The 13,908-nt window shown below is 65.9% G+C and carries 18 protein-coding genes and 1 tRNA gene; 8 read left to right on the top strand and 11 right to left on the bottom strand.

The features are described 5' to 3' along the window. Positions 1-55 precede the first annotated feature (55 nt). The 6 genes from NO887_RS06155 to NO887_RS06180 are packed head-to-tail and all read left to right on the top strand — an operon-like array spanning position 56 to position 3,465. Positions 56-703 (top strand): halocyanin domain-containing protein, encoded by a 648-nt coding sequence (locus NO887_RS06155; protein ID WP_256417601.1) that lies wholly within the window; start codon positions 56-58, stop codon positions 701-703. Next, a complete protein-coding gene (locus NO887_RS06160) occupies positions 700-1,089 on the top strand; it encodes a DUF7318 family protein (RefSeq protein ID WP_256417602.1) in 390 nt (129 codons plus the stop codon). The genes NO887_RS06155 and NO887_RS06160 overlap by 4 nt, the downstream gene beginning before the upstream one ends. A 7-nt stretch (positions 1,090-1,096) precedes the next feature. Further along, positions 1,097-1,906 (top strand): cytochrome b, encoded by an 810-nt coding sequence (locus NO887_RS06165; protein WP_256417603.1) that lies wholly within the window; start codon positions 1,097-1,099, stop codon positions 1,904-1,906. Between the two features lie 4 nt (positions 1,907-1,910). After that, positions 1,911-2,699 carry a cytochrome b family protein gene (locus tag NO887_RS06170; RefSeq protein WP_256417604.1) on the top strand — a complete coding sequence of 263 codons (789 nt, stop codon included), beginning with the start codon at positions 1,911-1,913 and terminating at the stop codon, positions 2,697-2,699. Positions 2,700-2,738: 39 nt separating this feature from the next. Further along, positions 2,739-3,176 carry a DUF7315 family membrane protein gene (locus NO887_RS06175; RefSeq protein WP_256417605.1) on the top strand — a complete coding sequence of 146 codons (438 nt, stop codon included), beginning with the start codon at positions 2,739-2,741 and terminating at the stop codon, positions 3,174-3,176. A 4-nt stretch (positions 3,177-3,180) separates the two neighbouring features. Further along, on the top strand, positions 3,181-3,465 hold the full coding sequence (locus NO887_RS06180; protein ID WP_256417606.1) for a DUF7314 family protein: 285 nt from the start codon (positions 3,181-3,183) through the stop codon (positions 3,463-3,465). A 484-nt stretch (positions 3,466-3,949) separates the two neighbouring features. Here NO887_RS06180 and NO887_RS06185 read toward each other — a convergent pair whose 3' ends face one another. The 5 genes from NO887_RS06185 to NO887_RS06205 form a co-directional block, all read right to left on the bottom strand. Continuing rightward, positions 3,950-4,393, bottom strand: coding sequence for a DUF7313 family protein (locus NO887_RS06185; RefSeq protein WP_256417607.1), 444 nt, complete (start codon positions 4,391-4,393; stop codon positions 3,950-3,952). A 14-nt stretch (positions 4,394-4,407) separates the two neighbouring features. Continuing rightward, the gene (locus NO887_RS06190) at positions 4,408-5,283 is read right to left on the bottom strand and encodes an NAD(+)/NADH kinase (protein WP_256417608.1); all 876 of its coding nucleotides are present in this window, start codon (positions 5,281-5,283) and stop codon (positions 4,408-4,410) included. 72 nt (positions 5,284-5,355) lie between these two features. Then, positions 5,356-6,708: a M28 family peptidase gene (locus tag NO887_RS06195; RefSeq protein ID WP_256417609.1), complete on the bottom strand. Its 1,353-nt coding sequence runs from the start codon at positions 6,706-6,708 to the stop codon at positions 5,356-5,358. A gap of 64 nt (positions 6,709-6,772) precedes the next feature. Beyond that, the gene (locus tag NO887_RS06200) at positions 6,773-7,408 is read right to left on the bottom strand and encodes a DUF420 domain-containing protein (protein ID WP_256417610.1); all 636 of its coding nucleotides are present in this window, start codon (positions 7,406-7,408) and stop codon (positions 6,773-6,775) included. 87 nt (positions 7,409-7,495) lie between these two features. Beyond that, positions 7,496-8,548, bottom strand: coding sequence for an NAD(P)-dependent glycerol-1-phosphate dehydrogenase (locus tag NO887_RS06205; RefSeq protein WP_256417611.1), 1,053 nt, complete (start codon positions 8,546-8,548; stop codon positions 7,496-7,498). Positions 8,549-8,746: 198 nt separating this feature from the next. Here NO887_RS06205 and NO887_RS06210 point away from each other — a divergent pair, with 198 nt between their 5' ends. Next, complete coding sequence (locus tag NO887_RS06210) at positions 8,747-9,145, top strand: DUF6276 family protein (RefSeq protein WP_256417612.1); 399 nt, start codon at positions 8,747-8,749, stop codon at positions 9,143-9,145. A gap of 246 nt (positions 9,146-9,391) precedes the next feature. Here NO887_RS06210 and thsB read toward each other — a convergent pair whose 3' ends face one another. From thsB to NO887_RS06235, 5 genes are all read right to left on the bottom strand, one after another. Then, positions 9,392-11,047, bottom strand: coding sequence for a thermosome subunit beta (gene thsB / locus NO887_RS06215; protein ID WP_256418003.1), 1,656 nt, complete (start codon positions 11,045-11,047; stop codon positions 9,392-9,394). Positions 11,048-11,351: 304 nt separating this feature from the next. Next, the gene (locus NO887_RS06220) at positions 11,352-11,519 is read right to left on the bottom strand and encodes a hypothetical protein (RefSeq protein WP_256417613.1); all 168 of its coding nucleotides are present in this window, start codon (positions 11,517-11,519) and stop codon (positions 11,352-11,354) included. 295 nt (positions 11,520-11,814) lie between these two features. Continuing rightward, a tRNA-Ser gene (locus tag NO887_RS06225) sits at positions 11,815-11,896 on the bottom strand. A gap of 27 nt (positions 11,897-11,923) precedes the next feature. Continuing rightward, the gene (locus NO887_RS06230; protein WP_256417614.1) at positions 11,924-12,157 is read right to left on the bottom strand and encodes a DUF7981 family protein; all 234 of its coding nucleotides are present in this window, start codon (positions 12,155-12,157) and stop codon (positions 11,924-11,926) included. Further along, complete coding sequence (locus tag NO887_RS06235) at positions 12,158-12,538, bottom strand: Rid family detoxifying hydrolase (protein WP_256417615.1); 381 nt, start codon at positions 12,536-12,538, stop codon at positions 12,158-12,160. An 86-nt stretch (positions 12,539-12,624) separates the two neighbouring features. Between NO887_RS06235 and NO887_RS06240 the strand changes: the two genes are divergently transcribed. Beyond that, positions 12,625-12,996 carry a DUF7577 domain-containing protein gene (locus tag NO887_RS06240; protein ID WP_256417616.1) on the top strand — a complete coding sequence of 124 codons (372 nt, stop codon included), beginning with the start codon at positions 12,625-12,627 and terminating at the stop codon, positions 12,994-12,996. A 39-nt stretch (positions 12,997-13,035) separates the two neighbouring features. Here NO887_RS06240 and ubaA read toward each other — a convergent pair whose 3' ends face one another. Then, complete coding sequence (gene ubaA / locus NO887_RS06245; RefSeq protein ID WP_256417617.1) at positions 13,036-13,848, bottom strand: SAMP-activating enzyme E1; 813 nt, start codon at positions 13,846-13,848, stop codon at positions 13,036-13,038. Between the last annotated feature and the right edge of the window lie 60 nt (positions 13,849-13,908).

A 13,908-nucleotide genomic window follows, 5' to 3' on the forward strand; every position in this document is an offset into this window, starting at 1 on the left:
CCGTCTACGGGTTCAGTCGGTGGGTTTAAGCGCACCCCGTCCTGAGTGAGCCTGTATGAAAAGGCGGGAATTCGTGCGGACGGCCGGCGGTGCGACCGCCGCGGTCGCGGCCGGGGCTGGGGCGACCGGATCGGCCGCCGCACAGGAAGTGCAACCGGAGTGGCCAAGCGGGGTCACGAGTGGGAACCTCGGGTCGTACGTCGACGCCCGCGGCCAGAGCGAAGTGACCGTCCAAGTCGGAGCCGGCGACGGCGGTCTCGCGTTCGACCCGACGCAGCTGTGGGTCGACACAGGCACGACGATCACGTGGGAGTGGACGGGCAACGGGGGGTCACACAACGTCCAGACCGTCGAGGACGGCGGCCCGGCGAGTCTCGACAGCGGCGACCCGGTTAGCGAGGAGGGAACGACCTACGAGTACGAGGTCACTGAAGAGGACGCGGGCATCACTCACTACCACTGTGTCCCGCACACCTCGACAGGAATGCACGGCGGTATCGCCGTCGGCGAGGACGTTTCGACCGTCGAGGTCGGCGGTGGATCCACCGGCTGGCCCGAAGACATCGCGCACGTCGGTATCGTGCTCCACCCGCACTGGGTCGGCCTCGCCGCAATCTTCGGCGTCGGGCTCACGTTCGTGTTCACGTTCTACCAGCTAAAATACGGCGAGTCCGCACACACCGGACACGGGGGTGCGAGATGAGTTCCGGCGAGTCCTCCTACGGCGACATCCATCGGTACGAGCCCGCTAGAGAGAGCACCGCCGCCGCCATCGCTATCGTCCTCTTGACCATCATCGAGGTCGTGTTGGTCTCGCTTTTCGTCTACGGACTCATGTCGGCGTGGGCCTCGACGGAGTTCGGCAACATGTTCGTCGGCGCGCTGATGGCGATGATCTTCATCGACCTCGCGTTCGTTCTCATGTTGTACCGCAAGGAGTTCCTCCCCGACGTGATGATAGTCAAGAAGCGCCGCCGCAAGTGGGAGGATCTGTATGTCCGCGAGGACGAGAAAGACGGCGTGACGGTGGACACCGGCAGCGCAGTCGAGACGCTCAAACGCGCCGTGTATCCCTACTACAAGAAGTGATCCCCCAATGAGTCTTAAAAAACAAGACGAGATGGACCACAACGCGTGGCTCAAAAAGCAGGACCTGACGGTCGTCGAGACCGCCTTTTTGACCACGCTCATCTGGTTGGACAAGCGGCTTCGCATCGTTGACTACCTCGAACTGCTGGAGACGATGTACTACCGCGCGAACCTCCAGATGCCGAAGAGCCACACCGAACAGTACGACCTCGACAACAAGTTCTGGTACTGGTACCCGCTCTACTCGCTCGGATCGCTCTCTATTATCGCGTACCTCGTCGCGGCGATCACCGGCGCGCTGTTGGGATTCTACTACTCGCCCTCGACCGCGGGCGCAGCCGCGCAGGGCGATCCGACGGCCGCGTACGACTCGCTCGTGTTGATCATGACCGATGTTCAGTTCGGATTCATGCTCCGGTCGATCCACAAGTGGGCCGCCCAGTTCATGACGGCGGCGGTGTTCCTCCACATGCTCCGCGTGTACTTCACCGGGGCGTACAAGGAGCCGCGTGAGGTCAACTGGGTGCTCGGCGTCGTCCTCATCGCGCTGACGCTGTTCTTCGGGTTCTCCGGCTACGTCCTCCCGTGGAAGCAGCTGTCCTACTGGGCTGCACAGATCGGCGTCGAGATGGCACTCGCGACACCCATCGTGGGCGAGTGGGCCGCACAGCTCGTCTTCGGCGGATTCACGCTCGGCCAAGCGACGCTCGTGAGAATGTACATCCTGCACGTCTTCGTGCTGCCGTTCGTGGTGACCGGCCTCATCGCGCTCCACGTCGGCATCGTGTGGGTGCAGGGTATCGCGGAGCCGCACTAATCCAATGACCGACGATCACACTCCCATGACTGACGGAGGCACCGACGGCGAAGCGCGTACCGACGGCGGCCCGCCGGCGACGGTTCCGCCGGACGACGAGACGCCGACTTGGTCCGAGCGCAAGGAGCGCTCACAGGGGCTCGCACAGCTCACCTACCAGTACTTCGAGCGATCGCGCCGCGAAGACGAGGACCTCCGCGCCGAGTCGACCTACGTCGAGCGCGACGTGCTCGGGTTCCCGGCGTGGCCCCACGAGACGCTCCGAAACCTCGCCATCACGAGCTTCTTCATCGGAATCATCGTGCTCGTCGCGGCCGTGTTGCCGGTCCACTTCGGATCGCCGGCGAATCCAGGCTCGACGCCTTCGGTCATCCTTCCCGACTGGTATCTCTACTGGTCGTTCGGACTGTTGAAGCTCAACCCGATAAACCCCGGACTCGAAGTGCTTGGCGGGAACATCCTGCTCGGCAACGAGTTCCTCGGGATCATCGCGCACGGTATCATCTTCGCGGCTATCACTCTCGTGCCATTCCTTAACAAGGGGAGCGCACGGCGACCTGTCGAACAGCCGTTCTGGAGCGCCGTCGGCGTCGCGGGTGTCATCCTCTCGTTCACGCTCGCCGCCCTCGCGATTCAGAACTTCTTCCCCATCGGGCTCGACCTCCTGTTCACGCTCACGTTCCTGCTGCCGCCAGTCGGCGGTATCATCACCTACGCGGTGTTGAAGACGATGCGTGAAGGGTACATGTACGACCTGAACCGGCGGTACTACATGCTGCGGCCGCCGAAGTAACGGCACACCACACCCGTCGATTTTCCCATCACCGCTTTCATGTCTCCACCTCCTTCAGCCGCCGATGACGACCCGCAGGCGTTCGACGAGACAGGTGATCCCGTCGCGGCGGACGACGGCGACGATCCGCGAAACGAGCCGACCGGTCCCCGAGAAGGCCCCGCTGGGCGCGAGGTCGTCGTCCCGTTTCGGCTCTACAAGGCCGTCACCGTGTTCTCGACGCTGGCGGCGGCGCTCGCGTACATCGTCGGATTCACGCTCATCGACGCGGCGACGCTCCAGTTGAGCGTCGTCCGAAACGTGATCATCTACCTCCTCGACAGCGTCGGTGTTCGCCTGCCGGACGACGTGCTCGTCGCGGCGCTCGCGATCGCCGGAATCGGTTTCATCGTGGCCGGAACGGCGGTGTACGTCCTAGGAACTCGCTTCCGTGGACGCGGGATGGGAAAGTCTCAAGACGGCTCCGACGAATCGTGAGGTAATGGCAGACGAGTTCATCAAAGGGTTCGCCCTGTTCGCGCTCGGGGCGCTCGCTTGGTTCACCTTCGGCGGGTGGTACCGGACACCGTCGTACTACGAGATCGTCCAGCTTGTCAACCCGGCAGAAGGGGTCAACACCGCCTACGGACAGGTCGCACTCCTCGCCGGCGACGTGGCCTTCTGGCTCATGATCGTGGGTCCGGTCGTGTTCTGGGTGCTCATTCCCGCGAGCCGGGAACTCCGGAAGTCGCTGAACGACGACGGCGACGCCGAAGCCGCGAACTGAGACGAGTCCTCTCGGTCGACGTTCTTTTGATATCGATGCTCTCGGTGCGGTCGCGTAGCCTGCCGGGAGTACCACGGTGGTGCCGCCCGCACGCTCGTCGCGCGAGCGGTTCGCCAGCACACTACTCCCGCTCCTCGAAACGACGAACGATGTGCGTAGCGCCCTGCCGACACGACTGTCTCGTGAACTGCCTCGGAGTCAAGCCCCGAGGCACTCTGCCCCGAACTCTGTAGACGGCACGGCCCCTCGTGCGATCGAACCGGGTGGAGCCGCCTTCGAGGTCAGGCGTGAACACTCCTGTTCTCGATCGTTGCATCGGGAGTCGTTCCGGAATGAGACAGGCACGTCGGGCGAGACGGTTCGAATCCGCGACCGCGCGGCGGCGAGAAAGGATCCACACACTGCAGTCGGCTGGGCGACAGTCACGGCGGTCGGTTGCCGGAGAACGATGTGTCGGTAGTTCCGTCGAGGTGGATGGAACGCTCTATGCGACGATGAACTGGTTCCAGATCCCCTCGACGAGGAAGAACAGCGCGTAGTAGGATGCGTACACCAAAAGCAGGACGGAGGCGGCGATCGCGCTTTTGGGCGCTTCTATCGCCATGTCGTTTCGGGCTTCGACGTTGCGCGCCTCCAACTCGAACAGGTCGGCGAGTAGCATCGTGATGACGATCACGGAGACGATAACGCCGCTGATTGGCGAGTCGATAGCGAACAGCACGCCCAACAGGAGGAGCCCGACGTTCGTGAACACGTGCGGCGTGTACGGCTCGACGCTGTCACCGTCCGTTCCCTGATCGACGTGCTGCCTGTGTGCGAGGTGGCGCGTCACGAGGTTCGCGACGGCCATCGTGAAGATCGCGTACGGCAGCACCGGTCCGACGGCGGCAAGCCAGCCGAGGGGAACGAGGAACTGCAGTGGGTCCATACCGACACATCCGGTTACGAGTTATTAGAGTGTTTCCGATCGTCGCGCTCGGCGCGGGGCGTCGACACCGCGAGATCGACCTGATCGACCGCCTCGATCGCGATCGGCCGGTTCGGGTCGACGAGTCCGAGCTTCACCCCGTCGACGATCAGCGCCACCGGTTCGCTCTCCCGTTCGACGGTCACCGTCAGTTCCGCGGCAGCGATCCATGAATCGGTCTGCGTTCTGAACGGCGCGATCGGTACGACAGCGAGGCCACCGCCCGGTTCGACGATCGGCGCACCAGCGGCGTTCGCGTATCCGTCGCTGCCGAGCGGTGTCGCGATTGCGACCCCGTCCGCACGAAACATCGCGTCCGTCCCGCTGGCGAACCCGACCGCGAACTCCGAGATTCGCGCGGGCGCGTCGGTGACAAATGCGACATCAAGTGCGGCCCGCCGTGACGACGACGCACCGTTCACCGCGAGGACGGGATGGGAGACGCAGCAGACGCCGTCGGTCGACGCGAACGCCGCGGCGAGATCATCGTCAGCATCTGGAGGTGGGGAGCCGGCATCGGAGGGCGCGGAGCTGTGTATCGCTGTGCCGTCGTCGTTCGCGTCGACCGCGCGACGAAGGAACTGCTTCGCGCGGTCGTCATCGAGCGCGAGCCGCCCTTCACCGACTGGGATCACCGTTCCGCTCGGCGCGGCGGCGACGACCCCTCGGAGTGCCTCTCGGCCGACGGCGACGACGAGCGCGGCGTCGTCCGATTCGCTCGGATCGACAGCGGTCGTCGCGGGCGGAGGAGCGTCGGCAGCCGTACCCGCGATACCGCCGATGACCCTCCGAAGCTCCGCCGTCCGATCGTCGTCACCGACGACCGTGACGCGGCGTTCCGACGCGTCCATGATCGGGGGTGTGACCGGGGCGCGTGAAAACCTCCCGGTTCGCGGCGGGGCTGTTCCTCGGTGGAATATCGGTCAAAAGGGCCAGTCGCCGGTGATCTTCATGCCGGTCGCCTTCCCTTCCGCCTCCAGCGTCGACGCGATCGCCTCGCGGTCGCGCCGCTCCGTCGTCACGGTCTCATCGGCGAGTTCGACGACCAGTTCGGTCAACAAGATCGCCTGTTCGCGGAGGTTCCGCGATTCGAGCTTGTCGAGCGTGTCCGCCCCGGTGTGGCCCCAGCCGCGGCCACGGCCCGCTGTTTCTCCGGACACCATGTATCCGGGGATTCCCCGCTCGACGAACGGCCAGTGGTCGCTGTGTGGGACGAGTTCGCCACCGAGCGACACCGGGTGGTCGAAGCGGTCTACCACGCGCTCTGCGGCCGCTTCGAGCGCGTCGAATCCGTGGTGATCGAATCGCAGCGTGCGGCCGAACACGTTGCTGTCGACGTTGACGACGGCCTTGACGTGCTCGGGGTTGACGCCAGCCGCAAACCGCGAGGACCCGACCAGCCCGACCTCTTCGGACCCGAATCCGGCGAACCGGACGCGGGTGTCGAGGTCGTCCTCGCGGGCGGCGAGCGCGCAGGCGATCTCGACTAGCGTCGCCGTCCCAGCGCCGTTGTCCATTGCCCCCTCCGCGAGATCGTGGGCGTCGACGTGCGAGGAGACGATCAGGTACTCGTCGGTGTCGGGTCCGATATCGGCGACGACCGTGCCGCTTTCTGCCTCGGAGGTCGCACAGTCGACGGCGACGGCGAGTTCCTCGCCCTCGTATCGGCGCGCGAGGCGAGCCCCGGTCTCCTTGCTCACCCCGACCGCGGGAATCTCGCCGAGCGGCGCGTCCGCGGTCCCGACGCTCCCGGTTGGGGGCAGCGTCCCCTCGACGTGGTTCGCGAAGACGAACGCGGCCGCGCCGGCCTCGACGGCGCGGTAGTACTTCTCGCGTCGGTGGACGAACCGGTCGATCGAGTCGGGGCTGTCGGACGAGACCATCACAACTTCCCCGTCGAGGTCGGCGTCTGCGAAGTCCTCAGGGACGCCGTAGCCTAGATCGACGAACTCGCCGGACGCCTCCGCGGCCGGGCTTCGCGGAAGCGCGATACACTGGTTTGCGCCGCTCGCGACGGTGGCGGGCGTGCTCCCGACGGTGTTCCCCTCGTCGCTTGCGATCCGCCGGATCGCGCTGTCCCCGCGCGTCCAGCCCTGCACGTCGAACGGCTCGATGCGGGCGTCGCGCGCACCGGCGTCTGAGAGCGCGTCGCGCGTGCGCTCCAGCGCCTCGCGCTCGCCGTCGGATCCGGCCATGCGGGTCCCGATGTCGACGAGGGCTTCGAGGTGGGTCCAGCCGACATCGCTCGTGAAGGTGTCGCCGATCCAGTCGGTCATGCGTGTGGGTGCGTCGGCGAACGCTCAAGCATTTCGGTGGCGGCGGTCGGTCCCCGCGTTCACGTTACACTCCCGGAACGACCGGTAGGAGCACCGCCGCGGTCTCGGCCGCCTCGAACGTCGAGTCGTACACGTGGTTCAAGAGGAGATACGTGACGACGCCGAGGACGAGCGAGGTCAGCCACGCGCTCGCCGCGATCCGGCCGACGCGGCGGTGGGGTGTCCGATTCCGGAGTTCGTGCTCGCTGTGCGTGAGCCCGAGCACGAACGCGTAGAGGACGACGGGCACGGAGACCACGGAGAGCAGGATGTGGACCGCGAGCATGACCAGGTACGCGTAGTACGCCGGATCGGGGCCGACGAAGTACTTCGTTCCGCCGCCCGCGACCTTGGGGAGGTACATCCCGAGAAACAGGAGGATGAGTCCGAACGAGGTCGTCATCGCCGCGGCGTGTTTTTTCACCTCGTCGTTGCGGATCCAGTACCAGCCAAGGGAGAGGGTAACCACGGTGATCGTGTTGACTGCGGCGATCGCGTGCGCGAGGAGATCGACGGTCCCCTCGGTCAGCGTGGGAAACAGCGCTTGGAACTCGGGGACCAGAAACACCCCGCCGACGGCCCCGTAGCCGACGACGGTGAGGAGCAGCGTGATCGCGCCGGCTCGGTTTTTCGCCCGATTGCGGAGGGTGGAAGTAGACATATCTGCGGTAGTCGCGCGATGGTTAATTCCCTTTCGAGGCCGGCCGCCACGTTCGCCACGCCCGCCGCGACGGACCGGAGAGACGCGTCACTCCTCGATGATGCCCGTCGCGGTCGCGACTTCGACCGCCGCCTCCTCGTTGATCCCGCCCTGTAAGATTGTGTACCGGTCGCGGATTTCGTGGGCACTAGTCAGGGCGGCGATCAGCTCCGCGTCGTCGACGCCGAGTTCGGCGGCGGTCGTCGGCGCATCCAGCTCGGCAAGCGCGTCGCGGATCGCCGCCCACTGGCCGTTTTCGCCGCTGTGGAGGTACTCGGTCAAGATCGAGGCGACGCCGACCTGATGGCCGTGGAGCGCCTTGTCGGGTGCGATCCGGTCTAGCTGGTGGGAGATGAGGTGTTCCGCGCCTGAGGCGGGCCGCGAGGACCCCGCGATCGACATCGCGACGCCCGAGGAGACGAGCGCCTTCACGACGACCCACGCGGACTCTTCGAGGCCGGGCCGGATCATGTCCGCATTCTCGACGAGCAGTTCCGCGGTCATCTCCGAGAGCGCGCCCGCGTACTCGCTGTACTCGACGTTGCGCAGGCGACGCGCGAGCCGCCAGTCCTTCACCGCAGTGTAGTTGGAGATGATGTCCGCACACCCCGCGGTGGTGAGCCGCCACGGAGCCTCTGCGAGCAGCGTCGTGTCCGCGATGACTGCAAGCGGCGGGTCGGCGGCCACCGAGTGGCGCGTGTCGCCTTCGGGAATAGACGAACGTCCGGAGACGATTCCGTCGTGAGACGCCACCGTGGGGACGGAGACGAACCCAACGCCGAGGTGGTCGGCGGCCATCTTCGCGATGTCGATCGGCTTGCCGCCTCCCAAGGCGATCAGGTAGCCGGGATCGACCGCCTCCGCCGTTTCAGTGAGGTCTTCCACTGCCTCGAACGAGGCGTCCCTGACCACGGCCGTCGCGGGATCGTCGAACTGGGCGCGAACCCGGTCGCCGGCGATGTCGTTCGGCGTGGGGCTCGTCACGATCAGCGGTCGGCCCGTGAGGTACAGTTCCCCGACCGCCTCGCCGAGGTCGTCGAGGACGTCGTGGCCCACGAGCACGTTCCTCGGGAGCTTGATCCACGTGGTCTTCTCGAACATAGACCACGAATACGACTGGAGTGTCTAGAAGATGCGGATTCGCCGACGGTCATCGCACATCTCCGCGACGCCGATCGCGCATCCTCGCTGACGGCCATCGCGCATTTTCCGTCGCCGAGCGCGTCTGTCACGGGCCGCACGCGGTCGCGGGTCTCGTCGTGCGCCAGTCTCATCTATCGCCCCGTGCTACCGTCGGTCGTGTCCTGTCCTCACTGTGACGCCGCGGTCGTCGCGTTCGCGGTTCCCCCCGAGATCCGCGAGCACGCGCCGGCGGCCGAGACGGCGATCTGCACGCACTGCCTGCGAACGATGCCGATCGCGGAGGCCGGCGTGTCCGACGGCGACGTGCCACCCACAGAGGCCGTCGACTTCGGCGCGGTCGATCCCGCGTTCCCGAGCGGCGAGGCGGGTGTCGCGCTCGCACTCGTCTGCGGCTACCTGGACTCGCTCGCGCTCAACCGCGACGCCGTCGAGACCCTGATCGAACACGCGGAGTGCGCGGGTGCGGACGTCTTCGCGTTCCTCGGTCGACTCGACGCGTCGGACGCCGCCTTCGACCTCGACCGCCGTCGCGCGGCGCTTCTCGATCTGCTGTGATCGTCGGTCGCTGCCCGGAGCGGCGGCTGTCGAACGGCCACTGAGATCGGCAAAATACGGTGCACGGTCGAATTACGGTGCGCGGTCGGATCGGGAGCCTGACGGGCTATGAAATTCTGTCTTCGACAGATTTCACGGGTCGCGGGTCGCAGACGCTCACGGGGCTACGCCCCGTTCGCTTCGAGGTTTTCTTCGGTCAACCTCGCTCTCCCCGCTCGCCGGTCCGAAGTTCCTACGGAACCTCGCTTACATCGCGCCGCCCATGCCGCCCATGCCGCCCATGCCGCCCATGCCGCCGCCGGGAGCGCCGCCCTCGTCGCCGTCGCCGGCGGTCGAGAGATCGCCCGCCGAGATGATGTCGTCGATTTTCAACACGAGGTTCGCGGCCTCGGCAGCGGAGGCGATGGCCTGCTCTTTGGCGTGGGCCGTCTCGACGACGCCGGCCTCGGCCGTGTCCTCGACCTCGCCGGAGAAGACGTTCAGCCCGGCGTGTGCGTCGCCGCCCTCGTGAGCTGCGCGCAGGTCGACGAGCAGATCGATCGCGTCGAGTCCGGCGTTTTCGGCGAGCACGCGCGGAATCAGTTCGAGCGAGTCGGCGAACGCCTCGACGGCGAGTTGCTCGCGTCCTTCAACGGAGTCGGCGTAGTCGCGCAGCCGCCCGGCGAGTTCGACCTCGATGGCACCGCCGCCGGGGAGGGTGCGCCCGTCGGAGACGGTCGTCGCGACCACGTCGATTGCGTCCTCGATACCGCGTTCGAGTTCGTCGACGACGTGGTCGGTGGTGCCGTACAGGAGCAGCGTGACGCCGTGGGAGTTCCCGCCCTCGACGTAGAACAGCTCTTCCGTCGTGTCGCGCTCGATCGAGCCGACCGCGAGATCCGCGGCCGTAAGCGAGTCGAGGTCCGTGACGATAGGGGCATCGAGCACGTTCTTCAGGAAGGCGAGGTCGGACTTCTTTGTCCGGCGGATCGCGAGGATGCCTTCCTTCGCGAGGTAGTGCTGTGCGAGGTCGTCGATCCCCTTTTGACAGAAGACGACATCCGCGCCGCTCGCGACGATCTGGTCGACCTTCTCGCGCAGCTGTTTCTCCTCCTGATCGAGGAACTTCTGAAGCTGGTCAGGCGAGTCGACGTTGACGGAGGTGTCAACGTCGGCCTCCTCGACTTCGATCGGGTCGTTGAGGAGGAGGACGTTCGCGTCCTCGAAGTCGGTCGGCATGTCCTCGTGGACGGGGTCCTTGTCAACGACCGCACCGGAGAGCAGCCGGGACTCTCCGGCGGCGCGCCCGGTGCGTGTCTCGATGTTGAGGTTCGCGAGATCGACGACGTGCGAGCCGTCGTCGGCCTCGACGGTGACGCCTTGGATCGCGCGGACGACGAGGTCCGCGAGGACTTCTTTATCGAGTTCCGCGCCCTTGCCTGTCATCGATGTCTCGGCGACGTTTTTCAGCGTCGTCGTGTCGTCGGCATCGACCGGCGTGGCGATCTCGTCGACCTGCTCGCGGGCGTACTCGCTCGCGAGGTTGAATCCCTTGATGACCGCGGTCGGGTGGATGTCCTGTTCGAGGAGATCCTCGGCGTTCTTCAGGAGCTCACCCGCGATGGCGACCGCGCTCGTCGTGCCGTCGCCGGCCTCGTCCTCCTGCGTCTCGGCGACCTCGACGATCATCTCGGCCGTCGGGTTGTCGATGTCCATCGTCTGCAGGATGGTGACGCCGTCGTTCGTGATTGTGACGTCGCCCGTCGAGTCGACGAGCATCTTATCCATCCCTTTCGGCCCGAGCGTCGAGCGTACCGACTCGGCAACGCCGCGCGCCGCGGAGATGTTGTACTCCTGTGCGTCTTTGTCCTTGACGCGCTGGGCGTCGTCGCCCATGATGATCATCGGCTGACCCTGCTGCATTCGCTGGCTCATACAGCGTTTGATTGATTGTGATTCTATATAAATGTGTCGTTGATTGGTGCCTCGCCGTCATCACGAGTTGAACACTGATTGAGAGGAAAAACGCAAGACTGTGTCGGTTCTACGCGTGTTATATGAGGGTAGTTAGCACGCCACTTTAACAGGATTGAACCACGCATCGTGTGCTGTTTATATACCTCCTCTCTGCGACCGAACGCGATCCCGGAACGCGCCCGCGAAACGGGCCGCTCGCGACGTGGCAGTCGTCGAGGGGTGATAGAAGAGGGGACGCGTGGCCGCGAGATCACCGACCTCGTTCGGTGTCGGTCGCGAGGTACTCGGCGTCAGTTCCGAGGGTCGACGGCTCCGGTGGTTTGTCGTCGGCGTCGAGTTCGCGTCGATTGAGCCGACTCTCCAACTGCCGGCGCTTGTTCTTCCCTTTCTGCTCGCGGCCTGCTTTCGTGTCTGGCATCGTCACCCATGACAACAACTCCCACGCATATGTATCTTGCGTCGGACACCATTCCGTCCCGACGCGACCAGATGCGAGACCGGTGCGGCGTCGGTGCCGCCGCTCGCGAAATCCGGCTGATCGACGGACTGCGCCGTCGGCGGCGTCGAAAAGCGGTCGCAGAAAACGCCAGGAGAGGGATTTGAACTCCAGTCGTTCCGCTCGCTTCACTCCTTGGTTCAAATCTGGTGTCTTTCGCTGTCGCGGTACTCGCTCGTCGCTGGCGCTCCTCTCTCGTCATTGCGACAGCGAAAGACGCCAGGAGAGGGATTTGAACCCCCGATCCCGGATGGGAACACGCTTTCCAGGCGTGCGCCTTACCACTCGGCCATCCTGGCCCGTTTCGAGGTAATCCGGAGAGACTGTTAAGTCCTTCTTTTCGCGTGGAGTCGGTGTTCGGTCAGGTACGCGATCCCGCCGGACGCGACGGCGATCCCCGCAGCGATGGCGACTAGTCCGACAAACGAGACTGGAAGGTCGCTTCCGGCGACGAGCCGGTATCCCTGCGCGAGCGCGAGGAACGCGAACCCGCCGACGAACCCCCATAGGACGGCCGATATCGCGCGATCGCCGCCGACCGAATCTGCCCCGTTGGCCATCTACTCGACGAGCGCGACCGCCTCGATCTCGACGCCGACGCCCTTGGGGAGCGCGCCCGCCTGCACCGCCGACCGGGCCGGCGGCGACTCCTCGAAGTAGGTCGCGTACGTCTCGTTCATCGCCTCGAAGTCCTCGATGTCGGCGAGGAAGACCGTCGTCTTGAGCACGTCCTCCGGCGACGCGCCCGCCTCCGCCAACACGGCGACGAGGTTGTCAAGCGCCTGTTCGGTCTGCGCGGCGATCGGCGCGTCGTCGAGCAGGTCACCGTCAGGCGTGAGCGGAATCTGTCCGGCCGTGAACGCCAACTCGCCGGTCGTCGTCGCTTGGCTGTACGCGCCGACCGCCTCAGGAGCCTCGTCGGTGTGGACGATCTCTTTCATGCGGTTGGCGGTTCGACGCGAGCCACAAAGAGTACCGGGGACCGCGACCGACGCCCATTTACTGCTGGCGTGCTAACACTACCCACATGTCTGGGGAACTCCTCGTGCCGATCGCCGCGGTGTTCGGGACGCTCGCGTTGACCCTCGCATCCGCGTGGCTCCTGTTCCGACGCGATACGGAGGCGGACACGCTGCTCGGGGGTGAGCGGATCGAATCGTCCGGCAACGCGCCCGACGCGTCCGCACGGTCCGTATCTGGCGACGGCTCGGTCGCGGGAGGCGTTCCGAGCGGCGATCCGCCGCTGCTCGACGCCGACGGCGAGACCGTGACCTGTCGGCACTGCGGCGCGGAGAATCGACCGACGTTCCGCTACTGCCGGTGGTGCGTCAACGACGGGTTCGCCGGCGGCGAATCGGACGCGGCAGCCGGACCGACGATGACCGAACGCTCGCTGTGACGCGGAGGTAGTCGCAGTCGCCGTGACGCGGAGCCCGCCTCAGTCGGCGTCGATCTGACAGCCGCCGGCGTAGTCGACTCCGGCTATCGTCTCGATACCGTCGTCACCGCACACCGGACAATTGGGGTTTCGCTGGTACGACACCGTCTCGAAGGACATGTCCATCGCGTCGTAAAACAGGAGGCGGCCGGCGAGCGGCTCGCCGGCGTCCAAACAGAGCTTGACCGCCTCGGTCGCCTGGATGCACCCGAGGGTCCCGGGGAGGACGCCGAGCACGCCCGTCGCCGCGCAGTCCGGCACGGTCCCGGGCTCGGGTGGCTCGGGGAACAGACACCGATAACAGGGGCCGTCGGGGACGAGCGTCGTCGCCTGCCCCTCGAACTTGTAGATCGCGCCGTGAGCCACCGGAACCTCCTCGATCCGGGCGGTATCGTTGACGACGTACCGCGTGCGGAAGTTGTCGGCGCAGTCGACGACCACGTCGTACTCGCCGATCAGCTCGCGGGCGTTCGTCTCGTCGAGGCGCGTCTCGTGGGCTTCCACGTCGATGTCGGGGTTGAGCCGGTCGACGTACCGCGCGGCCGACTCGACTTTGGGCTCGCCGATGTCGCTCTCGCCGTGGATCACCTGTCGCTGGAGGTTCGAGCGCTCGACCACGTCGTCGTCGACGATTCCGAGCGTCCCGATCCCTGCGGCCGCAAGATACTGGATGACCGGCGCGCCGAGTCCGCCCGCGCCGAGCACGAGCACACGCGAATCGAGGAGCCGCTTTTGACCCTCGGGGCCGACCTCGTCCATGATGATGTGTCTGGAGTAACGGTCGAGCTGCGTCGCGTCGAGCGAGAGGCTCATGGGTCGACGTGGGTGACGGTGAGGTATAATCATGTTCCCGCTGGGGGTGCGTCGGTCGTC

It is taken from the genome of Halorubrum laminariae (genome assembly GCF_024494655.1).
GTDB classification, from domain to species: Archaea; Halobacteriota; Halobacteria; order Halobacteriales; family Haloferacaceae; genus Halorubrum; species Halorubrum laminariae.